25 protein-coding genes and 1 tRNA gene are annotated in these 26,235 nt (G+C 71.0%); 11 read left to right on the top strand and 15 right to left on the bottom strand.

What is annotated here, in order from left to right; translation table 11 throughout:
• Positions 1–381 precede the first annotated feature (381 nt).
• A complete protein-coding gene (locus P2F65_RS04025) occupies positions 382–849 on the top strand; it encodes a hypothetical protein (protein WP_275804406.1) in 468 nt (155 codons plus the stop codon).
• Here P2F65_RS04025 and P2F65_RS04020 read toward each other — a convergent pair.
• Genes P2F65_RS04020 through P2F65_RS04005 form a run of 4 tightly spaced genes read right to left on the bottom strand, consistent with a single transcriptional unit; the run spans position 839 to position 3,144 of the window.
• Positions 839–1,132 carry a hypothetical protein gene (locus P2F65_RS04020; protein WP_275804404.1) on the bottom strand — a complete coding sequence of 98 codons (294 nt, stop codon included), beginning with the start codon at positions 1,130–1,132 and terminating at the stop codon, positions 839–841. The two genes, P2F65_RS04025 and P2F65_RS04020, sit on opposite strands and share 11 nt — an antisense overlap.
• The gene (locus P2F65_RS04015) at positions 1,129–2,067 is read right to left on the bottom strand and encodes a nucleotidyltransferase family protein (RefSeq protein ID WP_275804402.1); all 939 of its coding nucleotides are present in this window, start codon (positions 2,065–2,067) and stop codon (positions 1,129–1,131) included. Before P2F65_RS04015 ends, P2F65_RS04020 begins: the two co-directional genes overlap by 4 nt.
• The gene (locus tag P2F65_RS04010) at positions 2,060–2,320 is read right to left on the bottom strand and encodes a hypothetical protein (RefSeq protein WP_275804400.1); all 261 of its coding nucleotides are present in this window, start codon (positions 2,318–2,320) and stop codon (positions 2,060–2,062) included. Before P2F65_RS04010 ends, P2F65_RS04015 begins: the two co-directional genes overlap by 8 nt.
• The gene (locus P2F65_RS04005; RefSeq protein WP_275804398.1) at positions 2,317–3,144 is read right to left on the bottom strand and encodes a hypothetical protein; all 828 of its coding nucleotides are present in this window, start codon (positions 3,142–3,144) and stop codon (positions 2,317–2,319) included. Before P2F65_RS04005 ends, P2F65_RS04010 begins: the two co-directional genes overlap by 4 nt.
• A 92-nt stretch (positions 3,145–3,236) precedes the next feature.
• On the opposite strand from P2F65_RS04005, the gene P2F65_RS04000 reads away from it, so the two are divergent.
• Entirely contained in the window at positions 3,237–4,679 is a 1,443-nt protein-coding gene (locus tag P2F65_RS04000) for a polysaccharide biosynthesis tyrosine autokinase (RefSeq protein ID WP_275804396.1), read from the top strand.
• A 16-nt stretch (positions 4,680–4,695) separates the two neighbouring features.
• On the opposite strand, the gene P2F65_RS03995 is transcribed toward P2F65_RS04000, so the two are convergent.
• The 4 genes from P2F65_RS03995 to P2F65_RS03980 form a co-directional block, all read right to left on the bottom strand.
• On the bottom strand, positions 4,696–4,845 hold the full coding sequence (locus P2F65_RS03995; protein WP_275804393.1) for a hypothetical protein: 150 nt from the start codon (positions 4,843–4,845) through the stop codon (positions 4,696–4,698).
• An 89-nt stretch (positions 4,846–4,934) separates the two neighbouring features.
• Positions 4,935–5,444 carry a hypothetical protein gene (locus P2F65_RS03990; RefSeq protein ID WP_275804391.1) on the bottom strand — a complete coding sequence of 170 codons (510 nt, stop codon included), beginning with the start codon at positions 5,442–5,444 and terminating at the stop codon, positions 4,935–4,937.
• Positions 5,445–5,597: 153 nt separating this feature from the next.
• The gene (locus P2F65_RS03985) at positions 5,598–6,710 is read right to left on the bottom strand and encodes a glycosyltransferase family 2 protein (protein ID WP_275804390.1); all 1,113 of its coding nucleotides are present in this window, start codon (positions 6,708–6,710) and stop codon (positions 5,598–5,600) included.
• Positions 6,711–6,733: 23 nt separating this feature from the next.
• Positions 6,734–8,800: a fibronectin type III domain-containing protein gene (locus P2F65_RS03980; protein WP_275804388.1), complete on the bottom strand. Its 2,067-nt coding sequence runs from the start codon at positions 8,798–8,800 to the stop codon at positions 6,734–6,736.
• 195 nt (positions 8,801–8,995) lie between these two features.
• Between P2F65_RS03980 and P2F65_RS03975 the strand changes: the two genes are divergently transcribed.
• From P2F65_RS03975 to P2F65_RS03965, 3 genes are all read left to right on the top strand, one after another.
• Positions 8,996–9,967: a zinc-binding dehydrogenase gene (locus P2F65_RS03975; protein WP_275804386.1), complete on the top strand. Its 972-nt coding sequence runs from the start codon at positions 8,996–8,998 to the stop codon at positions 9,965–9,967.
• Between the two features lie 108 nt (positions 9,968–10,075).
• Entirely contained in the window at positions 10,076–10,324 is a 249-nt protein-coding gene (locus P2F65_RS03970) for a hypothetical protein (protein WP_275804384.1), read from the top strand.
• Positions 10,325–10,424: 100 nt separating this feature from the next.
• The gene (locus P2F65_RS03965; protein ID WP_275804382.1) at positions 10,425–11,102 is read left to right on the top strand and encodes a hypothetical protein; all 678 of its coding nucleotides are present in this window, start codon (positions 10,425–10,427) and stop codon (positions 11,100–11,102) included.
• A gap of 49 nt (positions 11,103–11,151) precedes the next feature.
• Here P2F65_RS03965 and P2F65_RS03960 read toward each other — a convergent pair whose 3' ends face one another.
• Entirely contained in the window at positions 11,152–11,694 is a 543-nt protein-coding gene (locus P2F65_RS03960; protein WP_275804380.1) for a hypothetical protein, read from the bottom strand.
• 280 nt (positions 11,695–11,974) lie between these two features.
• Between P2F65_RS03960 and P2F65_RS03955 the strand changes: the two genes are divergently transcribed.
• Both P2F65_RS03955 and P2F65_RS03950 read left to right on the top strand, forming a co-directional pair.
• Positions 11,975–12,151, top strand: coding sequence for a DUF6104 family protein (locus tag P2F65_RS03955; RefSeq protein ID WP_275807270.1), 177 nt, complete (start codon positions 11,975–11,977; stop codon positions 12,149–12,151).
• A complete protein-coding gene (locus P2F65_RS03950) occupies positions 12,135–12,809 on the top strand; it encodes a GDSL-type esterase/lipase family protein (protein ID WP_275804378.1) in 675 nt (224 codons plus the stop codon). Before P2F65_RS03955 ends, P2F65_RS03950 begins: the two co-directional genes overlap by 17 nt.
• Before the next feature lie 3 nt (positions 12,810–12,812).
• Here P2F65_RS03950 and P2F65_RS03945 read toward each other — a convergent pair whose 3' ends face one another.
• The 4 genes from P2F65_RS03945 to P2F65_RS03930 all read right to left on the bottom strand — a co-directional run bounded on the left by P2F65_RS03945 (position 12,813) and on the right by P2F65_RS03930 (position 20,195).
• The gene (locus P2F65_RS03945) at positions 12,813–14,126 is read right to left on the bottom strand and encodes a DUF2252 domain-containing protein (RefSeq protein WP_275804376.1); all 1,314 of its coding nucleotides are present in this window, start codon (positions 14,124–14,126) and stop codon (positions 12,813–12,815) included.
• A gap of 138 nt (positions 14,127–14,264) precedes the next feature.
• Positions 14,265–18,161 (bottom strand): multifunctional oxoglutarate decarboxylase/oxoglutarate dehydrogenase thiamine pyrophosphate-binding subunit/dihydrolipoyllysine-residue succinyltransferase subunit, encoded by a 3,897-nt coding sequence (locus P2F65_RS03940; RefSeq protein WP_275804374.1) that lies wholly within the window; start codon positions 18,159–18,161, stop codon positions 14,265–14,267.
• Between the two features lie 223 nt (positions 18,162–18,384).
• A complete protein-coding gene (locus tag P2F65_RS03935; protein ID WP_275804373.1) occupies positions 18,385–19,188 on the bottom strand; it encodes an ABC transporter permease in 804 nt (267 codons plus the stop codon).
• The gene (locus P2F65_RS03930) at positions 19,185–20,195 is read right to left on the bottom strand and encodes an ABC transporter ATP-binding protein (protein ID WP_275804371.1); all 1,011 of its coding nucleotides are present in this window, start codon (positions 20,193–20,195) and stop codon (positions 19,185–19,187) included. Before P2F65_RS03930 ends, P2F65_RS03935 begins: the two co-directional genes overlap by 4 nt.
• 278 nt (positions 20,196–20,473) lie before the next feature.
• Between P2F65_RS03930 and P2F65_RS03925 the strand changes: the two genes are divergently transcribed.
• Positions 20,474–21,862: a hemolysin family protein gene (locus tag P2F65_RS03925; protein WP_275804369.1), complete on the top strand. Its 1,389-nt coding sequence runs from the start codon at positions 20,474–20,476 to the stop codon at positions 21,860–21,862.
• Positions 21,859–22,890, top strand: a complete 1,032-nt coding sequence (locus P2F65_RS03920) for a hemolysin family protein (RefSeq protein WP_275804368.1) — start codon at positions 21,859–21,861, stop codon at positions 22,888–22,890. The genes P2F65_RS03925 and P2F65_RS03920 overlap by 4 nt, the downstream gene beginning before the upstream one ends.
• 6 nt (positions 22,891–22,896) lie before the next feature.
• Here P2F65_RS03920 and P2F65_RS03915 read toward each other — a convergent pair whose 3' ends face one another.
• Positions 22,897–23,862, bottom strand: coding sequence for a hypothetical protein (locus P2F65_RS03915; protein ID WP_275804366.1), 966 nt, complete (start codon positions 23,860–23,862; stop codon positions 22,897–22,899).
• A gap of 160 nt (positions 23,863–24,022) precedes the next feature.
• Positions 24,023–24,094, bottom strand: a tRNA-Arg gene (locus tag P2F65_RS03910).
• A gap of 56 nt (positions 24,095–24,150) precedes the next feature.
• On the opposite strand from P2F65_RS03910, the gene P2F65_RS03905 reads away from it, so the two are divergent.
• Together P2F65_RS03905 and argS are read left to right on the top strand one after the other, a co-directional pair.
• Positions 24,151–24,561, top strand: coding sequence for a response regulator (locus P2F65_RS03905; RefSeq protein ID WP_275804364.1), 411 nt, complete (start codon positions 24,151–24,153; stop codon positions 24,559–24,561).
• Positions 24,562–24,571: 10 nt separating this feature from the next.
• A complete protein-coding gene (gene argS / locus P2F65_RS03900; protein ID WP_275804362.1) occupies positions 24,572–26,218 on the top strand; it encodes an arginine--tRNA ligase in 1,647 nt (548 codons plus the stop codon).
• Positions 26,219–26,235: the final 17 nt, after the last annotated feature.

Here is a 26,235-nt window from a genome sequence, read left to right as displayed (position 1 = left end):
TCCGGCTCCTGGGTCTCGACCCGGCTGTGGGTGGAGCCAACGAACGCTGATGCGTGCCCGCGACCGGCGCCCCGCCCGGCCTACAGCGTGCGGGGCCACGACTCGTGGCGGATGGCTCGTCTAGCCCCCTTGCCGGACTGGCGTGAGTCATTGGCCAAAGCCCTGCCATCGGTGGTCCCGAACGCCTGAAGTTGCTGACCCCATGGGCCGAACGGACGAGGCGCTTTTCGGTCCTAACGGTGTCCATAGCGCCCAGAAATGGACAATCAGGGCCATTCCTTTAACAAGTCTTTACTAAGCCATGGTGTTTCCTGACGTTCTTGGTTAGTTTCTCCCCAACGCGACAGGCGCAGGGGCCTGCCGCCCGCTGCAGGGGGAAACATGCGCAGGGACGAGACCCAGCTCAACAAGGCTATCGCTGACGCCGTCGAGCTGGACCGCCGGACCGTCAACCGCGCCATGGCCTGGTCCGTGCCCGTTGTCATGGCCGCTGTCGCAGCCCCTGCCGCCGCTGGCTCGGGATACGCGCAGATCGGCCAGCCCACCGTCACGGCGACCAAGACCGGCGGACCGACGGGCAAGGTCGAGTTCGTGCTGACCTTCTCGAACACCGGAACCGGCCAGGGAACGGTGCAGGTGCTGACGGTCACTTCCTCTGCCCGCAACGATGAGGGCGGCGTCTACCTGGCAGGGCTGCCTCAGACCTCGGTGGTGGGAGCCGGGGGCAGCGCAGCCACGGGCCCGATCACGTGGGACTACCAGGGCAAGACGCCCAAGGCCGCCACGTACACCTTCACCTACACGGTGGACGAGGGCAGGACCACCGGCTCGGTGACCTTCAAGATCTGAGGTCGTGCTCCGACCGCACCAGTCCGTGCTGGACCAGGGCGCCGAGCAACGCCTCGAGGGCATCGGAGTCTGGCGTGGGGCGGTGATCGAGGCAGTCCAGCTCATGCATGAGGCTGCTGAGGGTGCGCGGTCGTCGCAGCAGGCGCCAGATGGCGGCGGTCGGCCCCTTCAGCAGGCGTGGACGGCATGGCGGGTTGCCGAGGTCGAGGAGGACGATGCGTTCGTCGTCGTCGACGAAAGCCACGTCGGCTGAGCGCGACCACGCTGCGTCGTTCCGGGTCATCGCACCTGCTCCTCGGCGCGACGCGCGGCTCGCAGGCCGCGGGGGAGGTGGCGGGCGGCGCGTAGCCACCGCTGAAGCTGGAGTCGGGCCGTGTTCCGCCGCGTCCGCGGCATACCGATGTTGGTGCTGAACAGCTGGTCAGACGGCAGAAGGAGTGCGTGCCAGATCAGCCGCGGCTTCTCCCGCCAGGGCCGGTGGCGCAGTTCGATGAGCCATGACGTGGTGTAGGCGCCGGCGTTCTGTTGACGAACCTGCCAGCGCCGCACCAGTTCGGGGTCGACGGTGCTCTCCACCCGCGGAACGCCGAGACGCTCCAACAGCGGACGCAGCGTCTCCGCGCTGCCGGTGGCGGCGGCCAGCTGCGCGAACGCCTCAACTGCCTCTGGCCCTTGTCGCTCAAGGGACTCCGCGACGAAGCTGGGGTCAGGACTGGTGTGGGCGAACTGCGGGTCGCGCAGGCTGTGCAGGGCGACAACCGCAGCCTGCCCGAGCAGGTCTGCACTCGGGACAGGCCAGTGCGCGACGTCGACCGTCGTCCGGCGCCTCCACAGCTCCTCGAACACCACGTCATCGGGCGCGAGGAAGCCGGGGAAGTTGAAATGGATGTCGAGGTCGCACGGCCACTCGTCGTGGATGTAGTGCACCGAGTGCTCGAAGAGGTACTTCGCTGCATGCTCGAGCTGATGCACGCTGCTCTTCGGCACCCGCCGGCGCCAGCCGCACCGCTCCAGCGCAGCCCCCAGCCGCTCCATGCCACCGGGCTCGCACAGCACGTCCACGTCGGTCGACGGACGTGGCGGGCGGGCGCCGAGGGCCACCGCGGTCGGGCCCTTCACGAAGAGGAGGCGGACGTCCTCGAGCTCCGCGAGCCTTGCCACCAGGGCGTGGGCCAGGGGCACCGCCTCTGACATGCGCAGCTCGGCGGTCTCAGCCAAGCTCCACCAGCCCCTGCGCGTGCAGCGCCTGCAGCGCCGCCTCGGTCATGTCCGTCGCGCTGTAGCCCTCGGGCGGGTGGCCGAACCGGTCGGTGAGGTCGACGGTCAGGTCGTCGACCTCGCGCCACTCGCCGGTCAGCTCCAGCAGCGTGGTGCCGATCGCCGACAAGCGGATCACCTGCCGACCCAGCAGCACCACCGACTCGCCGTTGCGGACGACCTCGTCCTGCACCGGCACCCGACGCGCCCTCACGACCCGGCCCCCAGCCAGCCGTGCACCAGCGGGGCGAGGTGCTCGGCCTCGGCGTAGGTGACCCGCATGACGCCACCGACGTTGTCGCACAGGGCAGCCATCCGCTGCAACGGCTTGTCCATCTCGGGCAGGTGCGAGGTCTCCGGGGTGAGCGCGGCGATGGCATCGAGGGTGGACAGGGGCTCCACAGCCGGCGGACCGGCATACCCGTCCTGGCGGTCGAGGATCACGATCGCCGCCAACGGCGCGGGCCGCATCGGCTCCAGCACGCCGAACTCGAGCGGGTCGGTCTCGTCCTTCCAGAGGCTGCCGAGATCGCGCCGCACGGACAGCGGCTTGGGGTAGGGGAGCACGGTGTCGTCGCCGGTGACGGCGACCGTCTCGTCGGTGACGTAGCCGCGGCCGGGGCACAGCGTGCGGATGAGCGTGGTCTTGCCGGTGCCCCCAGGGCCGACCAGGGCGACGACGGCGCCGGTGTCGGGGCACTGGATGCCGGCGGCGTGGAGCATGACGAGCCGGCCCTTCTGCGCGTCGATCGCCGCGCGGGTCACCGCCTGGGTGAGCGCCTGCATGAGATCCGGCAGGCTCCGCCCCTGGACCACGCCGGCATCGATGTCGGCGAGGCTGGCGCTGGCGTTGTCGCACGTGGCGTGCACCACCGCGTCGACGGGGCCGGCGTCCGGCGCGGCGCACAGGTGCCAGACCCGCTCGATCTCGGCCGCGGCGTCGTCGGCCCGGTCGCCGTCGACCCGCACCTCCACCGTGGCGCCGAGGGCGACCAGACGGACGGCGTGCCCCCTCGGGAGGTCGGGTCGAATTGCCACATTCACACCCTAGGGGGGCGAAGTGGCGGTTAGCCTCCGAATCGCTGACTTCGCGCCGCCCGTCGGCGCACTCTTGAGGGGACTCACCGGCTGTGGAACTCACCGACTACCTGCGCGTCGCCCGTGCCCACTGGCGGGGCATCGTCGCGTTCGTGCTGCTCGGCGTCGCCGCCGCAGCGGGGGTCAGCCTTGCCACGCCGAAGGTCTACCAGGCCGACGCCAGCGGGTTCGTCAGTGCGGGCACCGCGACGAACCCCGGTGAGGCCTCGGTGGGCGACTCGCTGGCCAAGTCGCGCGCCACCTCCTATGTCGACCTCGCCAAGAGCCGGGCTACCGCGCAGGACGTCATCAAGACGCTGGGCCTCGACGCCCAGCCGGCCGGCCTCATCGGGCGCATCACGGTCAAGCAGCCGCTCGACACCGTGTCCATCAAGGTCAGCGCCCGCGCAGCCACCCCTGTGGAGGCGCAGCAGCTCGCCGACGCGTGGGTGGCCGCGCTGGCCCGCCAGGTGCAGGCCGTCGAGAACCCGACCGGCAAGGCGGAGCAGGCCCTGCGGATCGTGCCGATCGAGTCGGCCGCGCTGCCGACCGCGCCGGTCTCGCCCAACACGCAGCGCAACCTCGCGCTCGGCTTCGTGCTCGGGCTGATGCTCGGCCTCGGCTACGCGCTGCTGCGCAGCCAGCTCGACCGGCGGGTGCGCGAACCCGAGCTCGTGGAGCGCGCCTTCGGCGTCACCGTCGCCGGCGCGATCCCCGAGACCCCCGCCCTGGTGCGCAAGAAGGGCGGCCTGGTGCCGCTCGTGGTCACCGGTCCGCGCAAGGACAAGGACCCGGTCCACTCGGCGGAGTCGTTCCTCAAGCTGCGCACCAACCTGCAGTTCATGGACATCGACAACCCACCGCGGGTCATCGTGGTCACCAGCCCGCTGCCCGGCGACGGCAAGTCGACCGTGGCGATGAACCTCGCCGCCGCGCTGTCGATGTCGGACCGGCGGGTCGTGCTCATCGACGGCGACCTGCGCCGGCCGGTGCTCGCCGACAGCTTCGGGCTGATCGAGGGCCTCGGGCTCACCGACGTGCTCATTGGCAGCGTGCACTTCGAGGAGGTCGCCCAGCAGGTGGGTGGCCTGCCCAACCTCGTCGTGCTCGCCGCCGGGCGGGTGCCGCCGAACCCCAGCGAGATGCTGGGCTCCAAGGCGATGCGCAGGCTGCTCGAGCGGCTGGCCGAGGACTACACCGTGATCGTCGACGCGCCGCCGCTGCTGCCGGTGACCGATGCCGCCGTGCTCACCGCCTCGGCCGACGGCGCGCTCGTGGTGGTGAGCGCGGGTCAGACCCTCGACACGCAGCTGCGCGACGCGCTCGCGAACCTGGCCGCCGTCAACGGCCACACCCTCGGGGTGGTGCTCAACCGCGTCTCGCCCAAGAGCTCGAGCGCCGGCTACTACAGCGGCGACTACGCCTCGCGGCCGGCCGGCCGCTCCACCGCGTCGCCGGCCGAGCGGCCGGTGGTCAGCGAGCCTGCCGCGCGCTGACCCTGCCCGACGGGCCTCAGGCGGCCGCGACTCCCGCTGCTACGGGCTTGTCCGAACCGGGGCAGCGCTCGAGCTGGCCGTAGGAGTCGCGGTCGTGCTCGACGACCTTCCCGTCGTCGCAGCGCACCGACCACCAGCACACGGGGCATTGGTCTCGCAGAGGCATGGGCGGCAAGGTACGCAGCCCCGGTTCAGGGCTCGGTCAAGAGCACGCATGGATTTCGCCACATCCCTGCGAGACGGCGGGGATCTGTGTCAGTCGGCGGGTGACGCCGGGCCCGCCTCCGCGGACACGGCCTCTTGCACCTGGTCGAGCATCGCCTGCTCACGTTCGCTGACCTGCTCCGCGCCGAACCCCATGAACCCGCCCTCCTTGGCTGCCTCGGCAGCGCCCTGCGCCGAGGCGACCAGCCACCGCCCGAAGGCTGCCGCCTCGTCGGGCGTGGCCTTGGCCGCCACGATGGCCTGCACCTCGCGCAGCTCGTCGAGCACCTGCTCACCGGGCGGGCTGCCCTCGGCTGTGGGGCGGTAGCCGCTGAGGGGGTTCTGCCGCTGCTGGGTCATGGCCTGCACCTCGAGCGCCACCTCGGCCAGGAGCTGCTCACGGCTCGGGGGGTTCGTCGCGCTCTTGATCGCTGACATCGACTCCTTCGCCGCCTCGATGGGTCCGCCGGGGTCGGCCAGCGAGATCGCCATCCCGGCGACCAGCGGCGCCCGCACGATCCGCGACCACTCTTCCTCGGTGAAGTCGCTCTTCGCGGTCACAGCAAGTCCTTCCCTCGCAGTCTGACGGAGACGGCACGCCCGCTTCCCCGGGCAACGCTGCGGCAGCGGGGCGTCAAGCACCTCATCCAGAAGGGTGAAACACGGTCACCGGCACCCGCCGACCTGCCCTCGGCGTGGCAGATCAGCCGAGGCTCAGCGAACGAGTGCCTTGGCCAGGAACATCCGCAGGGGTGCGTCTCGGCTGAGCGAGCAGCGGGGGGAGGCCGCGACCAGGAGGTCCCATCGCAGGTGCAAGACAGAGTGCTGACTCAGGTCGGAACGCCGGATGCCGTCGTCGGTGGCAGACGCATCCAGGGCCCAAGAGAGCAGGCGGTCCTCAGCGACAGACAGGTAGTGACGGGCGTGTGGCGCCGCCCCGAGGATTTCGGACGAGACGCAGCTCAGGTCACGTCGCTCCTCGCCCGTCCACAGGTCGCTGGCACGACGATCCGAGACGGCGCCGAGGACGTGCACTCGGATGAGCTTCACGACGATGGCGGTCCGTTCGGACTCGGAGAGCCTTCGGAACCACGGGTTCGCCACGAGGCTGCAACAGGCCTGTAGGTCCTCACGCACCGGCCGGGGTGCCGCACGAACGCGATCGGTGGCATCGTCGCTCAGCACATAGCCGGGGGCGGTGGGGACGCAGTCAATCCGAGCGTCGCTGAAGTAGATCCGGAGACCGAACTCCAGGTCTTCCCCGGTGACCACGTTGCAGTTGAAGCTGAGCTGCTTGGCGCGGGTGAACTCCCTGCGATGCAGGCCGAACATGACGGTCCTGTAGAAGAGCCGATCCTTGAGGCCGTCGACCTTTCGCTTCCGGAGGAACCGCGGTAACGGCGAGCGCAGTGCGTGCCCGCGGTCATCCTCAACCCGAGGGATCACGAAATCGGAGCCGTGTCTCTCTGCCACCGCTACCCAACGCGCGAGCGCTCCAGGCTGGAAGTAGTCGTCGCTGTCCAGGAAGGAGACATACGTGGCGGTGCTCGACCGCAGTCCATGGTTGCGCGGCCCGGCGGGACTCCTGTGTGGGTCGTGAAGCTCGAGCAGGCGGGCGAGGTCTCGGTAGGGAGGGGAGATCGAGGCACGGATGCGCTCGGGTGCCACGTTGTGGCACACCACAGTGATGCGGACACCTCCACTGTGAGGCGCGAGAGGCAGGCCACCGTCGACCACTGATCTGATGGCCCGCTCCAGGGGGCGAGCATCTGAGTGAACAGGAATCACGACGTCGACCAAGGGTTCGCCGTGGGGGGTGCTGGCCATTGCCATGACGCTCTGCCGGCCGGCTATGGGGCCGTGACGGTGACCTTCGCCGAGAGCGGCCCGCTGCCGATCTCGTTGACCGCCTTCACCTGGTAGACCGCGCTCGTCTTCGACGCCAGCGTCGTGTCGGTGTAGGTGGTCGGGCCGGTGGACGTCGCCGACAGGCTCACCAGCCGCACCGAGTCCTTGAGGATGACGTACTTCGTGATCGGCGCGCCGCCGTTCGGCGGAACCGTCCACTTCAGCACCGCGGAGGGGCCGGCCCCGAGCGAGCCGGTCAGCACCGGCTCGCCGGGCGTGCCGGCCATGGCGGTGGCGGTCGCCGTCGTCGAGGCCGCACCCTCACCGGCCTGGTTGACCGCCTTGACCACGTAGGAGTAGCTCGCGCCAGCGGTGAGGCCGGAGCTGTCGTCCACCATCGTCGACGAGGTCGTCGCGACGGGCGTGGTCAGGTTGACCTGCCCACCCGCCGGGCCCCGGTAGACCCGGTAGGACGTGATGCTCGCCCCGCCCGTGTCGCTGGGCGGGTTCCACGCGAGGCGGATCGCTCCCGGCTGGGGGGTCGCCGTGAGCCCGGTCGGCGCCCCGGGCTTGGTCACGATCGCCGTCGAGCTCGGCGTCGCGGCGACCTGCACCGACGGCGCGCTCGTCCCAAGGGCGTTGGTGGCCACCACCACGTAGTAGTAGGTGACCCCGTTGGCCACGCTCGTGTCGGCGTAGGTCAGCGTGCTCTTTGACAGTGTCGCCAGCGGCGAGCCGCCCAGGTTGTGCCCTCCGGGACTGGTCGCCCGGTAGAGCTTGTACTTCTGCAGCGCCGACCCGCCGTCGCTCGACGGAGGTCCCCACGACAGGTTCACCTTGGCGTTGGACGCCTGGGCCGTGAGCGAGGCGGGCCGTTGCGGCGCCTGCTGGGCCGCGGAGTCGACGAACATCGCGAAGTGCGGCTGCGCCACCCGTGACACGGTGCTGAAGTCGCCGCCGATGTAGACCCGCGTGGCGTCGGTCGCCAGCGCCCACGGACCCTGCGAGCTGTCGATCTTGGGGGCGAACGCCGTCAGCGCCCCGGTGCTCGGCACCACCGCGGCGATCTTGTAGCGGGTCTGCCCCATGAAGGAGCCGGTGCCGCTGAAGTGCCCGGCGCAGTAGAGCAGGCCGCCGTGCAGGCGCACCGACTGCAGGTTGCCGTTGGAGCGGTCGGTCCACAGGGTGGCGCCGGTGGTGGTGCTCAGGGCGGTGCACGCGCCCCCGCCGCCGGCGGCCGCGGCATACACCCTGCTCGCGTCGGAGGTGAGGTCGTAGACCGGGGAGTAGCTGCCCGAGTTGGCCGGGCCGGCCCGGAAGGCGGTGTCGACCGCCCCGGCGCCGCTGAGGAAGACCGCGGCGATCTTGTTGGTGCCCGACTTGGCCGACACGGCGGTGAAGTCGCCGCCGGCGAAGAGCCTGCCGGAGCCGTCGGCCGCGACGTTGAGGGTGCGCACCCGGTCGTTGGGCGCCGGCGCCCACGAGGCGTCGACCGCGCCCGTGGACGCGCTGACCTTCGCGAGGAAGGCCTTCGAGGTGGCGCCGCCGCCGGTGAGGCCGGCGAAGTTGCCACCCGCGTAGACCGACCCGCCCGCGTAGGCCAGGGCGTCGACCTGCCCGGGGGAGACGATGGAGGGTGCCCAGGTCTTCAGGTCCCCCGTCGCCACCGACAGGGCGGCCAGGCCCCGACGGGTCTGGCCGTTGACCGTGCCGAAGTCGCCACCGACGAAGACCGTGCCGGCGCCGTCGGTCGCCAGCGACGTCACCGTGTTGTTGGTCGAGCCCCGGAAGGTCAGGTCGGCCGCGCCGGTGGTGGCCGAGAAGACGGCGATGTTCTTGGCGGGGTACTCCCGCCCGGCCGGGTCGATGACCGTGTCGAACGTGCCGCCCACGACGACACGGTCGCCGATGGGCAGGATCGCCAGCACTCGCGGCTTCCCGATCGCGGCGACCGTCGTCTCCGCCGGCCCCACACCCCAGGTGCGGGCCGGCGTGCCGAGGATCTGCGCCTCGGCGGGCAGCGCGAGGGAGATCCCGTGCAGTCCCACCACCAGAGCCGCCGCCGTCACCGGCACCACCCAACGCCTCCGCGCCCCAGCGCGGCGTCCCACAAAGTCCATCTCGAGCCCCCTCGCCTGCGCCGCCGCCCGGTCGGCGCAGATGGCTCAGTGAACCGCCTCGGGGACGGTCGCGGGTCCGCCGAGGGCTGGAGCTCGGGATACGCCATTCGGCCGAACGTCTTCGGCGTCCCCTAAGGTCGGGGCATGCTCGCTGTCTACGCCGCCAGCCAGTCCAAGGACGACCCGCTCTCGGGCCTCGAGGTCGGGGAGCGCCCCGACCCCGAGCCACGCCCCGGCTGGACCACGGTGACCCTCAAGACCGCCGGCCTGAACCACCACGACCTGTTCTCGCTCATGGGCGTCGGCCTGCCCGCCGACCGACTGCCGATGATCCTCGGCTGCGACGGCGCCGGTGTCGACGAGGACGGCAACGAGGTCATCGTGCACGCGGTCGTGCCCAGCGAGGGCTGGCAGGGCGACGAGACCCTCGACCCCAGGCGCACCCTGCTCTCCGAGCTGCACGACGGCACCCTCGCCCAGAAGGTGCTCGTGCCGCGGCAGAACGTCGTGCCCAAGCCCGAGGGCCTGTCGTGGGAGCACGCGGCCTGCCTCTCCACGGCCTGGCTCACGGCATACCGCATGCTCTTCTCCAACTCCGGCCTCACCCCCGGCGCCACCGTGCTGGTGCAGGGCGCCGGCGGCGGCGTCGCCACCGCGCTGGTGCAGCTCGGCGCGGCCGCCGGCTACCGGATGTGGGTCACCAGCCGCGACGAGGCCAAGGGCGCCAAGGCGCTCGAGATCGGCGCCGACCGCGCGTTCGCCTCAGGGGAGCGGCTGCCCGAGCGGGTCGACGCCGTCATGGAGACCGTCGGCGCGGCCACCTGGTCGCACTCGGTGAAGTCGCTCAAGCCCGGCGGCACCATCGTCATCTGCGGCGCCACCTCCGGCGACGCCCCGCCCAAGGCCGAGCTCACCCAGATCTTCTTCCGCCAGCTGCGCGTCATCGGCTCCACGATGGGCACGCGCCAGGAGCTCGAGCGGCTCGCCCAGTTCGTCGTGCAGCAGCGCATCGCCCCGGTCATCGACTCGGTGATGCCGCTCGAGCAGGCCCGCGACGGCTTCGCGAAGATGGCCGCGGGCGAGCTGTTCGGCAAGGTCGTCTTCACCGTCTCCTGAGGGGCGCCGCCCGAGGGGTGCGCAGGGGTCGTACTTTCGGCCAGAGTTGCCGCCGCGTTCCCGCGCCACCCGGTCGCTGACCTGCGGCGTTGACCTAGCCTCTACCGCGTGCGAAACCCGAACAGCTCGTCAGAGAAGCCGGTGATCGACCCGCGCTGGAACGAGTACCTCGACACCAGCGGCCTCGACACCAGCGGCCTCGGCGCGCGCCCCACCGCCGCACCCGTGGAGGAGAGCGCGCACAACCGCGTGCTGCGCGAGCTCATGGCCGAGATCATCTCGCCCTGGCAGTTCGGTGAGGCCAGCTCGCGCGAGACCCTGATCCGCCTCAAGCGGCTGGCCGACCTCCAGCTCTGACGCACCCTTTGCCCGGGTCGTCCGGGTTGGCAGGTAAGCACTTGGCAAAGAGTGGGGGGAAACGATGTCAGGCGAGCCCAAAGAGCCGTTCCATGAAACGGTGACGACCACACCCTTGAGCCAGGACCACCAGGCCGAGCCCGCTGACGAGCCGCGGCCGTCCATCGCGTCGCTGCTCCTGCCACCGGTCGGCTCGGTCGACCCGGACGGCTGGCGCAGCCCCGTCGCCCGCAGCAGCACCCGCACCTACCGGCCGCCGGAGTTCGACCCCGAGACGCGCGCCGCCCTGCAGGCCAAGGTCGCCGAGGAGGAGCGCAGGGCGGTCGAGGAGGAGCGGCTCGCAGCGGAAGCCGCTGCGGTCCAGGCGCGCCTGGACGACGAAGCCCTCGCCGAGGCCGAGAGGCACGCCTCCCGCAAGCGGCTCAAGAAGCCCTCCGTGAAGGTGCCGGGCGTGTTGAAGCACCGCCACGACGACACCGAGGCGCGCGAGCACCAGCCGGAGCCCACGGAGGGTGCCGACGTGGAGCCGCCCCCCGTCGATGACTGGACCTCCGCCGCGCCCGCCATCGAGCACCTCCACCGGCAGTTCTTCGCCCCGCCGGAGGAGCTGCGGCCCGCGCCCGTCGAGGACCAGGTGCTCGAGAGCGGCCCCGACCTGCAGCTGCGCATCTACATGCGCGAGATCCTCGAGCCGTGGTGGACCGGCGAGCTCGGCTCGACCACCGCGCTCAAGAGGCTGGTGGCGCTGCGCGGCAGCCTCGACGAAGACTCACCCTGACAGGGGGGAGGGGTATGCCGCGTGGCCGAGCCACGCGGCATACCGCTGCTCAGCCGACGATCGCCATCGCGAGGAAGACCAGGCCGACCAGCGCGCCGACCGCCACGATGGCCCCGGCGAAGATGAGCGCGCCCTTCTGCTCCAGCGGCATCTTCTCGGTCCAGCCGGTGCGCTCGGCAGCGTCGCGGATGAGGTCGCGGCCCTCGCCGGAGCGGAACGAGTAGCTCACCGGGATGCCGAGCCGCCCGGTGCGGGCGTCGACGCCGACCTCCTTCTGGAAGCTGTACTGGTAGACGCGGCCGCGCTGGAACGACTTCTCCGCGTGCAGGCTCGGCGTACTCGACACCCCGCCACCACCGCTCCAGCGCACCGTGTTGGAGACGTCGGTGATCGACATCTTCTTCGCGCGGTCGCTGGTGCGGACCTCGTAGGTGAACACCCGCTTGACGCCGCTCTTGCGCAGCAGGGTCCACCACTGCGCGTCGACGATGTCGATGCGCAGGTCGAAGCCGTAGGGCTTCTCGTGCACCACGTAGGGGCTGCCCTCGGCGGCCTCGCGGACGGCGGCGATCAGTTGGTCGGTGTTGCTCATGGGTCCCCTGCGTGGTCGACGGGTGGGTCGCCCCTGTCTACCCGATCCGGGCTGACGGCTGCCACCCACCGGTCGACCACCGGCCAGGGCCCGTCCCGCGAGGAGGTCCGTGACCGCGTCGCGGCCCTGGTCCACCGAGAGGGCTGACCCCAGCAGTGCCGCCGTCTCCGGCGACCCTCTCGGTGGCAGCACCACTGTGGCTCCGGCCGGCACCGGCGCACAGCAGCCATTGCATGAGCCTGCTCTCCGTCACCTGATGGGGCGCGGTAACCTCGCCAGCGTGTACTTCACCGACCGGGGCATCGAGGAGCTCGCCGCCCGCCGCGGAGAGGAAGAGGTCTCCCTGGAGTGGCTGGCCGACCAGCTGCGCACCTTCGTGGACCTGAACCCCGAATTCGAGACCCCCATCGAGCGGCTCGCCACCTGGCTGGCCCGCCTCGATGACGACGAGGACTGATCCCTTGAGCACCGAGCCCGAGTTCACCCCGAGCGCCGAGTTCCACGTGTCGACCGACGGCGGCCCCCGAGACGTGGGGCTCATCTTCATCGGCGCCTCGCTCGTCGCCGGCGTCGGCGACCCCAAGGGGCAGGGCTGGGTCTCGCGGGTCGTGGGACGCACCCAGCACCCGGACGTCGACATCACGGCCTACAACCTCGGCGTGCGCGGCGACACCTCGGCCGACGTGCTGAACCGGTGGCGCACCGAGTGCCCCCCGCGGTGGGCCGGCCGCTCCGAGAAGCGGCTCGTGGTCTCGGTCGGTGGCAACGACGCGGCCAAGGGGATGACCCTGGCCCGGCACCGGCTCAACCTCGCCAACATCCTCGACGACGCCGCCAGCGCCGGCATCGGCACGTTCGTGGTCAGCCCGCCGCCGGTCGGCGACCCCGACCTCAACCACAAGCTCGAGGTGCTCGTCGAGGCGCAGGCCGACGTGTGCGCGCGCCGCGGCGTGCCGTTCGTCGACTGCTTCCGCCCGCTGATGGGGCACGAGCAGTGGCAGTCCGACCTCGCCGCCAGCAAGGTGGCCGGGCACCCGGGCCAGGCGGGCTACGGCCTCATCGCCTGGCTGGTGCTGCACAACGGCTGGTACGACTGGCTGCAGATCTCCAGCTGAGCTTCAGGTGGCTGAGATGCCGATCTTGTTCTCGCGGAACGCCTCCACGAACAGCCGGTAGTCGTCGCGCGCCTTCTGCGCGTAGCTCACGCCGAACTCGACGACGTCGTCGGTGAACTGCCGCCGGCGGCCCTCGAGCGACCCGGCGATGGCGTGCTCCACCTGGAAGTCGACGACGTCCTGGTCGCTGTCCTCGTCGGAGGCGCAGTGGATCTTGGCCGTGGCCCGGCCGAGCAGGTCGACCACCGCGGCGATCTCGGCCGGCTCGGTCAGGGCGCCCCAGTCGAGGTCGACCTCATACGGGGAGACCTCCGAGATGACGTAGCCGACGCCGTCGAGGGTGGTCCAGCCGAGCAGCGGGTCGGTGTGCGCCTGCAGCGCGCGCTGGCTGATCACCGTGCGGTGCGCCTCGTGCTCGAACTGCGCGTCGACCTCGGCGGTGTCGATGAAGCGGCTCACCGCCGGCACGTTGGCCTGCTTCATCGACAGCACCACGTCGTTGTCGAGCGCCTGGCTGTAGCCCTCGACGAGCAGGCTGTATGCCGGCAGCCCGGCGCTGCCGATGCCGAGCCCCGAGGTGCCCACGGCGTCGACCAGGTCGTAGAAGAGTGCCCGGTCGAACTTCTTGTTGTCGGGGATGGTCTCGAGGTAGCCCTCGAACGCGGTGACCACGCGCCGCCGCTCCGGCCGGGTCAGCTGGCGCACGGTCGGCCCGGAGCGGAAGAACCGCTGCGCGCTGTCCTTGATGGTCAGCTTGTCGAGCAGGTCGGCGCGGCGCATGGTGCGCGCGGTCATCAGCGCCTCCTGCACCGGCCCGTGGGTGTTGTCGAGCCGCAGCGCGAAGTCCTGGTCGTCGTCGTGGTGCAGGTAGTGGTTGAGCTGGGCGAGGTAGGCGCGCACGTAGCGGGCGACCAGCCTGCGCACCTCGGCCTCGGGGAGGGCCTTCTGCCACCCGAGCAGGGCCAGGCTGGCCGCGAACCGCTTGAGGTCCCACGTGTAGTGGCCGATGTAGGCCTCGTCGAAGTCGTTGACGTCGAAGACGAGCCGGCCGTCGGAGTTGAGGTAGGTGCCGAAGTTCTCGGCGTGCAGGTCGCCGTGGATCCAGATGCGGCTGCTCCGCTCGTCGGCGTAGTCGTCCTTCTCGGCCGTCACGTCGGCGTAGAAGAGGCAGGCCGAGCCGCGGTAGAACGCGTGCGGGTCCTTGGCCATCTTGCGGAACTTGGTACGGAACGCCAGCGGGTCGGCCTTCATCAGCGGCGCGAAGGCGTCGCCCATCACGTCGATGATCTGCTGGGTGCGCTTCGTCGCGGTGGGCACCCTTGGACCCTAGGGGGAGCGGGGCACCTCAGCCAGCCCCACGGCATACCCCACCAACGACTTCTGGCCACCCACTCGGCACAGTGGCGGCTTTTCAGCCTCCGTATGCCGTGTGAGTGGCCAGAAGTGCGGTAGGGCTCAGCGGCGGAAGGCCGCCTCGACCAGCTCCTGCTGCTCGGCCTGGTGCTTCTTGGTCGAGCCGGTGGCCGGCGAGGCCGAGGGCCGGCGCGAGACGACCCGCAGCGGACGCTGCTCGCCGAACTCGAGCAGCATGCCCGGCAGGTTGAGTGCCATGAACGGCCAAGCGCCCTGGTTCTGCGGCTCGTCCTGCACCCAGACGACGTCGGCGTTGGGGTACCTGCGCAGCTCGTGCGCGATGTCGTGCGCCGGCAGGGGAGCCAGCTGCTCGACCCGCACGATCGCCGTCTGTGTGTCGCCGGCCTTCTCGCGAGCGGCCTCGAGGTCGTAGACGACCTTGCCGCTGGCGAGCAGCACCCGGGTCACCGCGCTGGGGTCGAGCTCGTGGCGGTCGGGCAGCACCGGGCGGAACGTGCCGGTGGTGAAATCCTCGACCGCGCTCGCCGCCGCCTTCAGGCGCAGCATCGACTTCGGGGTGAAGACGATGAGCGGCCGGCGCGGGCGGGCGTAGGCCTGGCGACGCAGGAGGTGGAAGTAGCTCGCCGGCGTCGACGGGTAGGCGATCGTCATGTTGTCCTCGGCGAACATCGTGAGGAACCGCTCGATGCGCGCGGAGGAGTGGTCGGGACCCTGGCCCTCGTAGCCGTGCGGCAGCAGCAGCACCACGGAGGAGCGCTGGCCCCACTTCTGCTCGCCCGAGGAGATGAACTCGTCGACGATGGTCTGCGCGCCGTTGAAGAAGTCGCCGAACTGCGCCTCCCACAGCACCAGCGCGTCGGGCCGCTCGACGGAGTAGCCGTACTCGAAGCCCATCGCGGCGTACTCGGACAGCAACGAGTCGTAGACCCAGAAGCGGGCCTGGCCCTCACCGAGGTAGAGCAGCGGGGTCCACTCCTCGGCGGTCACCTTGTCGATGAGCACCGCGTGGCGCTGGACGAACGTGCCACGGCGGGAGTCCTGCCCGGCGAGGCGCACCGGGGTGCCCTCCTTGAGCAGGGTGCCGAACGCGAGCAGCTCGCCGGTCGCCCAGTCGATGCCGCCCTCGCGCACCGACTGCGCGCGCTTCTCCATGGCCTGCTTGAGCTTCGGGTGGATCGTGAAGCCCTCGGGCATGTTGGTGAACGAGTCGCCGATGTGCTCGAGCTCCTCGCGGGGCACGGCGGTGTCGGTCGCCGAGCGGGTGGCCTGGTCGGTGGCTTGCGCGGTCGGCGGCTCGAGGCCGGTGTGGCCCTCGACGTCGGTGCCGGCCAGGGTGGGGTCGGCCTGCCCGTCGTGCCCGGCGGCGGCCTCCTTGATGGCCTCCTTGGTCTCGATGAAGACCCGCTCGAGCTGCTGCTGGTAGTCGCGCAGCGCGGCCTCGGCGTCCTCGACCGAGATGTCGCCGCGGCCGATGAGGGCCTCGGTGTAGAGCTTGCGGACGCTGCGCTTGGCCTCGATGAGGTTGTACATCAGCGGCTGCGTCATCGACGGGTCGTCGCCCTCGTTGTGACCGCGGCGGCGGTAGCACACCATGTCGATGACGACGTCCTTGTTGAACTCCTGGCGGAACTCGTAGGCGAGCTCGGCCACCCGCACGCAGGCCTCGGGGTCGTCGCCGTTCACGTGGAAGATCGGCGCCTGGATCATCCGGGCCACGTCGGTGGAGTAGGTCGAGGACCGCGAGCTGCTCGGGCTCGTCGTGAAGCCGACCTGGTTGTTGATGACGACGTGGATCGTGCCGCCGGTGCGGTAGCCGCGCAGCTGGCTGAGGTTCAGGGTCTCGGCGACCACGCCCTGGCCGGCGAACGCCGCGTCGCCGTGCAGCAGCACCGGCAGCACGGTGAAGGCCTCGCCGGCGAGGTCGAGCCGGTCCTGCTTCGCGCGGGCGATGCCCTCGAGCACCGGGTTGACGGCCTCGAGGTGGCTCGGGTTCGCGGCGAGGTAGACCTTGGTCTTGCTCCCGTCCTCGGCGTGGAACTCGCCCTCGGTGCCGAGGTGGTACTTCACGTCACCGGAGCCCTGCACCGAGCGCGGGTCCTGCTTGCCCTCGAACTCGCGGAAGATCTGTCCGTAGGACTTGCCCGCGATGTTGGCGAGGACGTTGAGGCGGCCGCGGTGCGGCATACCGATGCAGACCTCGTCCATCTTGTCGGACGCGGCCCGGCACAGGATGCGATCGAGCAGCGCGATGACCGACTCGCCGCCCTCGAGGGAGAAGCGCTTCTGGCCGACGAACTTGGTCTGCAGGAAGGTCTCGAACGCCTCGGCGGCGTTGAGCTTGCGCAGGATCCGCAGCTGCTCGTCCGCCGTGGGCTTGGTGAAGCCGACCTCGATCTTGGCCTGGATCCACTCGCGCTGCTCGGGGTCCTGGATGTGCATGTACTCCGTGCCGATGGTGCGGCAGTAGGAGTCGCGCAGGATGCCGAGGATCTTGCGGAGCCTGAGCATCGAGTCGCCCCCGAAGCCGCCGGTGGCGAAGTCGCGCTCGAGGTCCCACAGGGTCAGGCCGTGGCTGGTGACGTCGAGGTCGGGGTGGCGGCGCTGGCGGTACTCGAGCGGGTCGGTGTCGGCCATGAGGTGGCCGCGCACGCGGTAGGCGTGGATGAGCTCCTGCACGCGCGCCGTCTTGTTGACGTCGTCGTCGTGGTGGGCCGAGATGTCCTGCACCCAGCGCACCGGCTCGTAGGGGATCCGCAGGCTCTCGAAGACCTCGTCGTAGAAGCCGTTCTCGCCGAGCAGCAGGGCGTTGACGATGCGCAGGAAGTCGCCGGACTGGGCGCCCTGGATGATCCGGTGGTCGTAGGTGCTCGTCAGCGTGAGGATCTTGGAGACGGCGTTGCGGTTGAGGGTCTCCTGGCTCGCGCCCTGCCACTCGGCCGGGTAGTCCAGCGAGCCGACGCCGATGATGGCGCCCTGGCCGGCCATGAGGCGCGGCACCGAGTGCACCGTGCCGATGGTGCCCGGGTTGGTCAGGGAGATGGTGGTGCCCTGGAAGTCCTCGACCGTCAGCTTGCCGTTGCGGGCCTTGCGGACGACGTCTTCGTATGCCGTCCAGAAGTGGGCGAAGTCCATCGCCTCGGCCGACTTGATGCTGGGCACGAGCAGCTGGCGGGTGCCGTCCTCCTTGGCGAGGTCGATCGCCAGGCCGAGGTTGACGTGCGCCGGCACGAGCAGGGCGGGCTTGCCCTTCTCGTCGGTGGTGTAGCCGTTGTTCATCTCCGGCATGACCTGCAGGGCCTTCACCAGGGCGTAGCCGATGAGGTGGGTGAAGGAGACCTTGCCGCCGCGGGAGCGCTTGAGGTGGTTGTTGATGACGACGCGGTTGTCGATCAGCAGCTTGGCCGGCACGGCGCGCACGCTGGTGGCGGTGGGCACCTGGAGAGAGGACTCCATGTTGGTGACGGTGCGGGCCGAAGCACCGCGCAGCGGCCTGACCTCGTTCTCGTTGACCGGGCCGGTCGACTTCAGGCCGGCGGGCTCGCGCGGCTTGGGCGGCTCCTGGACGGGGGCGGCGGCCTGGGCCGGCTGGGTCTGCTCGCGCGGGGGAGCGACCTTGGCCGCGGCGGTCTGGCCGCCCACCGCTGCCTCCTTGTCCTCGGGCTTGTCGGCGACGGCCTTGTCGGACTTCGCGTCCGGCTTGTCGGTGGTGGTGGCCTGCTTCTGCACAGTGGCCGGGGCGCTCGCGGTGCCGTCCGCGGCCTGCGACGGAGCACCCGGGGCTGCCGTCGCGGCGCCGGCCGTGGTGCCGTTCGTGCCGTTGGGGCCGGCCTCGCCGGGGCGGTAGTCCTCGAAGAACTCCCACCAGGCCCGGTCCACGGAGTTCTTGTCCTTCAGGTACTGCTGGTACAGCTCGTCCACGAGCCACTCGTTGGGGCCGAAGGCCGCCATGGGGTCGTTGGTCGGAGACTGGTCTGGCACGGCGGATACGCCTCTTTCATAGCGTCGACAATGACGAGCAAACGGGTAGGCCCAGCCTATCGCCGTCACGCTTCGCCCGCCCCAGCGGCCCGGCACCCGTCTGTGAGGGGTTCCAGGCACGCGACGACACGCTGGAAAACGGCCCTCCGCGGGCCCGGCAGGGGCCGTTTTCCAGCGTGTCGACGAGGTGGTGGCGCCACTTGGGGCCCCTGGCGGGACGCCTCTAGCTGATGTCGGCCCGCACGGTCCGCCAGCTGCCCACCCCGGCCAGCACCGCGGCATACAGCGCCAGCACCAGGGCGCCGCCCCACCACTCGAGGCGCACCTCGTCAGGGCTGTTCTGCACCGCGTTGATCATCGCGTTGGTGGCCGAGCTGGGCAGGAACTTGGCGATGTTCTCAGCGCCCCAGTCCCAGAAGGTGAGCGCGAACCCGATGAGCGGCTCGACGATCCACGCCACGCCGACCGCGATGAGCAGGGCCGCCACCTGGTTGGGGATGAGGATGCCGGCGCCCAGGCCGATCAGGCCCCACAGGCCCAGCACCAGCAGGCCCAGGGCCAGGGTGCGGATGATGTCGCTGCTCGGGAAGGGGTCGAAGCCGCGCGCGTTGAGCACGATCGCGCCGGTGATGACCGACCCGGCGAGCGAGAGCAGGCCGTAGAGCGCACCGAGCCCGAGCAGGGCGATGACCTTGGCGAGCATGACCCGGCCCCGCTTGGGGACGCCGAGGAAGGTGCCGGTGATGGTCTTGTGCCGGTACTCGCTGCCGATCTGCAGCACGCCGATGGTCAGGGTCAGCAGGTAGCCGACGCCGAGGCCGCCGGTGTAGACGGAGCTGACGATCTGCTCGTCGGTGCCGGTGGGCATGCCGCCCGGTCCGGCGCCGCCGGTGGCCTCCTCGCCGGTGAGCAGGAAGCCGAAGAGCAGCGCGAAGAGGATGCCCGACACGAAGATCGCGATGGCCATGCCCCACCACAGGCGGGTGGTGAAGAACTTGCGGAACTCGGCCCTGATGGCGGCGGTCATCCGTTCGCCCCTTCCTGCGCCGCGATGGCGTCGCGCTCGGTCGGCGCAGGCCGGCCGAGGTTGCGGTTGGTGTTCTCGGTGAGCGCGAAGAACAGCTGCTCGAGGTCGTTCTGTATGCCGTGCAGCTCGTAGACCGGCAGCCCCGCCCTGAGGGCGACGTCACCGATGAGCCGCAGGTCGCCGGTGTCGGCGACCAGGGCGCCCGTGCCGTCCTCGGTGCTGGTGACGTCGGCGACCCGCAGGGCCCCGGCCAGCGCGGCAGAGTCGGAGGTGCGCACCAGGGCACGCGGCTCGCCGTGCAGGTCGGTCATCGCGCCCTGGCTGACGAGCTTGCCGTTGGTGATGATGACGACGTCGTCGACCGTCTGCTCCACCTCCTGGAGCATGTGGCTCGAGATGAGGATCGTCTTCCCCTGGCCGGCGAGGTGGCGCAGGAAGCCGCGCAGCCAGCGGATGCCCTCGGGGTCGAGGCCGTTGGCCGGCTCGTCGAGGATCAGCACCTGCGGGTCGCCGAGCATCGCGGCGGCCAGGCCGAGGCGCTGGCGCATGCCCATGGAGTAGCCGCCGGCACGCTTGCGGGCGGCCGCCGGGATGCCGACCAGCTCGAGCATCTCGTCGACGCGCGCGGCGCCCACGCCGGCGGTGTCGGCCAGCACCATGAGGTGGTCGCGTCCGGTGCGGCCGGGGTGGAAGTTGGTCGCCTCGAGCGCCGAGCCGACCATGCGCATCGGCACCTCGATGTCGTGGTAGCGGCGGCCGTCGATGGTCGCGGTGCCCGCGGTCGGCTTGATGAGGCCGAGCAGCATGCGCAGCGTCGTGGTCTTGCCCGCGCCGTTGGGCCCGAGGAACCCCGTGATGCGGCCGGGCTCGACCGAGAACGACAGGTTGTCGACGGCGGTGAAGTCGCCGAAGCGCTTGGTCAGGTCGTGCACCTCGATGCGGGCGCCCTGCTGGCTCGCCGGCGTCGGCGTGGCTGGTGTGGACGGGCTGGTCGGAGCGGTCTTCATGCTGCCCCCGGCTGAAGTCTCATGAGCCACATCCTCCCAACTGACCCCACGTGGGGGTCAACGGGGTTTGCCCCGGCGCGCCGCCGGGCGGCAGCCGGCCACGCGGCATACCCGCCCTGACCCCGTCGACACGCTGGGAAACGGTCCTTCCGGTCTCGGCGAAGGGCGGTTTCCCAGCGTGTCGACGGCGGGGGTCGGGGCCTGGTGGACGGCGGGGTCGGGGCCTGGGCGGGCGTCGGCGCGGCGGCCACGCCTGCCGCCCCTAGGATGGCCGCACTATGACCGAGTGGTTACTCGTCCTTGCCGGCGTCGCACTGACCGTCGGCACCGCGATCTTCGTCGCGGCGGAGTTCTCCCTCGTGGCGCTGGACCGCCCCACCGTGCAGCGGGCCGTCGACGCCGGTGACCGCCGGGCCCCCTCGGTGCTGGCCTCGCTGCGCAGCCTGTCCACGCAGCTGTCGGCCTGCCAGGTGGGCATCACGCTGACCACGCTGGTGCTGGGCTTCATCGCCAACCCCTCGATCGGCGCCCTGCTGCAGGGCCCGCTGACGGCCCTCGGGCTCGAGGGCTCGGCGGTCGACTCGGTGGCGGCCGTGCTCGCCATGGTCATCGCGACGCTCTTCTCGATGATCGTCGGCGAGATGGTGCCCAAGGTGCTCGGCATCTCGGTGCCGCTGGCCACCGCCCGGGTGGTGGCGATGCCCGTGCGCATCTTCACGATCGCGGCCAAGCCCCTGATCTCGGTCCTGAACGGCTCGGCGAACTGGTTCCTGCGGCGGATCGGCATCGAGCCGCAGGAGGAGCTCTCGGCGGCCCGCAGCCCGCAGGAGCTGGCCTCGCTGGTGCGCACCTCGGCCGCGGCCGGCACCCTCGACGTCGGCACGGCCCGGCTGGTGACCCGCTCGCTCGGGTTCGGCGAGCAGACCGCGGCCGACGTCATGAGCCCCCGCGCCCGGGCCACCGCCATCGAGCGGACCGCGACCGCCGAGGACGTGCTGGGCCTGGCCCGTCGCACCGGGCACTCCCGCTTCCCCGTGGTGGGGGAGGACTGGGACGACATCGACGGCATCGTGCACGTCAAGCGCGCGATCGCCGTGCCGCACGACCGCCGGGCCGACGTGCCGGTCTCGGCGCTCATGGTGCCCCCGCTGCTGGTGCCCGAGACGATCCGGCTCGACCCGCTGCTGCTCCTGCTGCGCGAGTCCGGCCTGCAGCTGGCCATCGTGGTCGACGAGTACGGCGGGACCGCCGGCGTGGTCACCCTCGAGGACGTCGTCGAGGAGATCGTCGGCGAGGTGAGCGACGAGCACGACCGCTTCCGCACCACCGGCCGCGAGATGACCGACGGGTCCTGGACGGTGCCCGGCCTGTGGCGCCCCGACGAGGTGCTCGAGAGGCTCGGCGCCCCCGTGCCCGAGGGGCCGGCGTACGAGACCACGGGCGGGTGGGTGATGGCCGAGCTCGGGCGGGTGCCCGTCGTGGGCGACTCCGTCTCCATGCCCGGCTGGGAGGTCAGCGTCGTCGCGATGGACGGGATGCGGGTCGACCGGCTGCGGTTCACGCCGATGGGCGAGCCCGACGCGGCTGACGGGTCCGAGGCTGGAGGCCGGTCCGACGGTGGCGGCCGGTCCGACGGTGGCGTCCGCTCCGAGGGGGGCTCCCGATGAGCGCGGCGGTCTGGGTCACCATCCTGCTGCTGCTGGCCAACGCCTTCTTCGTCGGCGCCGAGTTCGCGGCGATGGCCGCCCGGCGCTCGCAGCTGGAGCCGCTGGCCGAGCAGGGTAGCCGTCGCGCCCAGATCTGCATCGACGCCATGGAGCGCATGGGCGTGCTGCTGGCGTGCGCCCAGCTCGGCATCACGGTGTGCTCGGTGCTGCTCGGCGCCATCTCAGAGGCTGCGCTGCACCACGCGCTCGAGCCGGTGATGGAGCGGATCGGCGTGCCGCCCGCCTTCACCGACGGCGTCTCGCTCGCGCTGGCCCTGCTGGTCGTCGTCTACCTGCACGTGGTCATCGGCGAGATGATCCCCAAGAACATCGCCATCGCCGGGCCCGAGCGGTCGGCGATGCTGCTGGTGCCGGTGCTGCTCTACGTCACCAAGGTGCTCGGGCCGGTCATCTGGGTCATGGACCGCGCCTCCAAGGCGATCGTGCGGCTGATGCGGGTCGAGCCCAAGGACGAGGTGACCTCGGCCTTCACCGCCGAGGAGGTGCACCACATCGTCACCGAGTCTCGCCGTGAGGGCCTCATCGAGGCGGAGCAGCACGGGCTCGTCGGCGCGGCGCTGGAGTTCAGCGACAAGGACGCCATCGACGTGGCGGTGCCGCTCGACTCGCTGGTCACCCTGCCCCTGACCGCGACGCCCGACGACGTCGAGCGGCTGGTCGCCAAGAAGGGCTTCTCGCGCTACCCCATGGTCGACGCCGCCGGGGCCCTCACCGGCTACCTGCACCTCAAGGACGTGCTGTATGCCGACGAGGTCGAGCGCCACCTGCCCGTGCCGGTGAAGCGGGTGCGCAAGCTCGCGACGGTGCGTCCCGCCGACGAGGTCGAGGAGGTGCTGGCCACCATGCAGCTGACCGGTGCCCACCTGGCCCGGGTCGTCGACGACGAGGGCCGCGACCTCGGGGTGGTCTTCCTCGAGGACGTGCTCGAGGAGCTCGTGGGCGAGGTCACCGACGCCTCCCAGCGCTGACCCTCCTCACCGCCGCCCCCGGCATACCGTCGACACGCTGGGAAACGGCCCTTCGATCGACTGCGAAGGGCGAAATGCCAGCGTGTCGACGCCGAGGAAGTGGGCGAACCGGGTCAGCATCGCGTGTCTGCGACCGGCGTTGAAGAAGTCCTTCTTCGTCACCTCGATGTACTTGTGCTCGGAGTCCTCGGCCAGCAGCCGTCGCGAGATGTCGTCATCGCCTCGCTCGAAGCTGCCGAAGTGGTCGGCCCCCTGGTACTCACCGATGACCCTCTGCTCGCGCCAGTAGAAGTCGGCCCAGCAGAGGAACTCGCCGTCTCGGTGCACGACCTTGGTGTTGAGCTCCGGCTCGGGCAGCCCGGCCCGCACGAACAACAGGCGGGTGCGCGTCTCCGTCGGGGAGGCCGACCCGAGGCGGATCCAGCGCAGCGCCTCCCGCAGTCGAACCCCGCCGCGCGGGCGCACCCGGGTGGCCAGGGCGGCGCGCAGGGGCTCGACGGAGCCCAGCAGCCTCGCCACCTGGTCACCGAGCACCACGAGGTCGTCGTGGCCGAGCAACGGGCCGAGGTCGCACCAGGTGTCGGCCATGCCCACGACGGGCAGACCCTTGACGGTCTCGGTCTCCCTCGTCTCGAGGCCGCGGTGGGGGATGCACTCGGCGCGGAGGGTGCGGTGCCTCCCGGTCTTGCGCATGACGTGCACGGGTTCGAGGTGCTCGCGGACCGAGGGCAGGGGCAGGCCGTGGATCGCCGCCGAGGTGCAGTGCGAGAAGGTGACGTCGTCGGACAGGACCAGTCGCGCCGCACGAGCCAGCGTGACGGCGTCCTCTGGTGCGGCTGCGGCGCGCACTCCGTGGAACGGCCGGCTCAGGTCGCTGCCGCGCAGCCGCTTGGTGCCGACCTCGAGCCCGAGGGCCTCGGACGTGGTGAACGCGCGAGGGGTGAGCTCGTCGGGGAGCGGCACACGCGGCATACCGCCAGCCTGTCCGCGAGGAGCGAAGCGACTGCGCGGTCGTCCACAGGTGGACGACGACGCGCTGGGAAATCGCCCTTGGGGGCGCGGCGAAGGGCCGTTTCCCAGCGTGTCGACGCGGGAAGGGATGGCGGGCCCCGGAGGGCCATGGCACGGAAAGTGCCCCCGGCAGGATTCGAACCTGCGCTCCCGCCTCCGGAGGGCGGTGCTCTATCCCCTGAGCTACGGGGGCCAACTCGGGCGCAGCAACCTGCGCCCGGAGGACATTAGCAGCCTAGGGTGGGAAACATGGAACGCGGAGGGGGCCTGGTGCTCGTGTGTGATGACACCGAGCCCATTCGGCGGTTGATCCGGATGAACCTCGAGCTCGACGGTTACACCGTGGAGGAGGTCTGCGACGGCGAGCAGCTGCTGACCCGCCTGTGGAACGAGGACGCCGAGCTGCCGGGCCTGGTCATCCTCGACGCGCAGATGGAGCCGCGCGACGGGTGGTGGGCGATCAGCCAGATCCGCGCCGACCGCCGGTTCGACCACGTCCCGGTGCTCATGGTCACGGCGTCGGTCCAGTACCACGACCGGGTGCAGGCCAAGGCTGCCGGCCTCGACGCGTTCGTGCCCAAGCCCTTCGACCCCGACTACCTGGTCGAGCTCGTCGACGGCTTCATGGCCGAGGGCAGGCAGCACGCGCCCGCGCCCTAGACTTGCGCGGGTGACCCCCGAAGAACTCTCGATCGCCATCCGCACCGTCCTGGCCGACGCCGTCGACGCCGGGGACTTCTCCGCCGCCGTGCCGGCCGAGGTGCGGGTGGAGCGACCGAAGAGCCGCGAGCACGGGGACTGGTCGACCAACATCGCGCTCCAGCTGGCCAAGAGCGCCGGTATGCCGCCGCGCCAGCTCGCGACCGCGGTCGCCGAGCGCCTCGGGCAGGTGGCGGGCGTCAAGGCCGTCGACGTGGCAGGCCCCGGCTTCCTCAACGTCACCCTCGACGCGGCCGCGGCCGGCGAGCTGGCCCGCAGCATCGTCGAGGCGGGGGCGACCTACGGCCACAACGAGGCTGCCAAGGGCGAGGTCATCAACCTGGAGTTCATCTCCGCCAACCCGACCGGACCGCTGCACCTCGGGCACACCCGCTGGGCCGCGCTCGGCGACGCCATGCACCGGCTGCTCAAGGCTTCCGGCGCGGACATCGCCGCCGAGTACTACATCAACGACGCCGGCGCGCAGATGGACAACTTCGGCCGCAGCGTCCTGGCCCGGGCCAAGGGCGAGCCGACCCCGGAGGGCGGCTACCCGGGTGCCTACATCGACGACCTGGCCAAGGTCGCGCTGGAGAAGCGCCCCGACCTGGTGACGCTGCCCGAGGACGAGGCGCTGCCCCTGGCACGCGACCTCGCCTACGAGGCCCAGCTCGCCGACATCAAGGCGACGCTCGCGGACTTCGGCGTCGACTTCGACGTCTGGTTCTCGGAGAAGAAGCTCCACCAGGAGGGCGCGGTCGAGCAGGCCGTCGACCGGCTCCGCGAGCAGGGCCACGTCTTCGACCTCGACGGCGCGGTCTGGCTGCGCACCACCGACTTCGGCGACGACAAGGACCGGGTGCTGATCCGCGCCAACGGCGAGCCCACCTACTTCGCCGCCGACGCCGCCTACTACCTGAGCAAGAAGGACCGCGGCTTCGACCAGAAGATCTACCTGCTCGGCGCCGACCACCACGGCTACATCAACCGGCTCAAGGCCATTGCGGCCTGCGCCGGCGACGACAAAGAGCACAACATCGAGGTCCGCATCGGGCAGCTGGTCGACCTCAACGGCGCCAAGCTCTCCAAGCGCGCGGGCAACATCATCGAGCTGCGCGACCTCATCAGCTGGATCGGCACCGACGCCATCCGCTACTCCCTGGCCCGCTACCCGGCCGACAGCCCGCTGTCGATGGAGGGCGAGGAGCTGCGCAAGCAGACCAACGAGAACCCTGTCTTCTACGTGCAGTACGCCCACGCCCGCACCTCGAACGTGCACCGCCTGGCGGAGGAGGACGGCGTGCGCCGCGAGGACGGGTTCGACCCCTCGCTGCTCACCGACCCCACCGAGGCGGCGCTGCTGGCGGTCCTCGGCGACTTCCCGCGCGTCGTGGCCCAGGCGGCCAAGCTGCGCGAGCCTCACCGCGTCGCGCGCTACCTCGAGGACCTCGCCGGCCGCTTCCACAAGTGGTACGACACCTGCCGGGTGCGCCCGATGAACCGCGACGAGGAGGTCACCGACCTGCACCGCACGCGGCTGTGGCTCAACGACGCCACCCGTCAGGTGCTCGCGAACGGCCTTGACCTGCTTGGGGTCTCGGCGCCAGAGCGGATGTAACGACAGGCCCCAGCCAG

It is taken from the genome of Knoellia sp. p5-6-4 (assembly GCF_029222705.1).
GTDB lineage: Bacteria > Actinomycetota > Actinomycetes > Actinomycetales > Dermatophilaceae > Pedococcus_A.
The sequence above is the reverse complement of the archived record's forward strand: the minus strand, read 5'-3'. Positions and strand labels throughout refer to the sequence as shown.

Excerpts from the sequence above, each read along its gene's own strand:
- P2F65_RS04025 (WP_275804406.1), top strand. The coding sequence starts at position 382 with ATGCGCAGGGACGAGACCCAGCTCAACAAGGCTATCGCTGACGCCGTC.
- P2F65_RS04020 (WP_275804404.1), bottom strand. The coding sequence starts at position 1,132 with ATGACCCGGAACGACGCAGCGTGGTCGCGCTCAGCCGACGTGGCTTTC.
- P2F65_RS03995 (WP_275804393.1), bottom strand. The coding sequence starts at position 4,845 with ATGCCTCTGCGAGACCAATGCCCCGTGTGCTGGTGGTCGGTGCGCTGC.
- P2F65_RS03985 (WP_275804390.1), bottom strand. The coding sequence starts at position 6,710 with ATGGCCAGCACCCCCCACGGCGAACCCTTGGTCGACGTCGTGATTCCT.
- P2F65_RS03975 (WP_275804386.1), top strand. The coding sequence starts at position 8,996 with ATGCTCGCTGTCTACGCCGCCAGCCAGTCCAAGGACGACCCGCTCTCG.
- P2F65_RS03960 (WP_275804380.1), bottom strand. The coding sequence starts at position 11,694 with ATGAGCAACACCGACCAACTGATCGCCGCCGTCCGCGAGGCCGCCGAG.
- P2F65_RS03950 (WP_275804378.1), top strand. The coding sequence starts at position 12,135 with ATGACGACGAGGACTGATCCCTTGAGCACCGAGCCCGAGTTCACCCCG.
- P2F65_RS03935 (WP_275804373.1), bottom strand. The coding sequence starts at position 19,188 with ATGACCGCCGCCATCAGGGCCGAGTTCCGCAAGTTCTTCACCACCCGC.
- P2F65_RS03930 (WP_275804371.1), bottom strand. The coding sequence starts at position 20,195 with ATGAAGACCGCTCCGACCAGCCCGTCCACACCAGCCACGCCGACGCCG.
- P2F65_RS03925 (WP_275804369.1), top strand. The coding sequence starts at position 20,474 with ATGACCGAGTGGTTACTCGTCCTTGCCGGCGTCGCACTGACCGTCGGC.
- P2F65_RS03920 (WP_275804368.1), top strand. The coding sequence starts at position 21,859 with ATGAGCGCGGCGGTCTGGGTCACCATCCTGCTGCTGCTGGCCAACGCC.
- P2F65_RS03915 (WP_275804366.1), bottom strand. The coding sequence starts at position 23,862 with ATGCCGCGTGTGCCGCTCCCCGACGAGCTCACCCCTCGCGCGTTCACC.
- P2F65_RS03905 (WP_275804364.1), top strand. The coding sequence starts at position 24,151 with ATGGAACGCGGAGGGGGCCTGGTGCTCGTGTGTGATGACACCGAGCCC.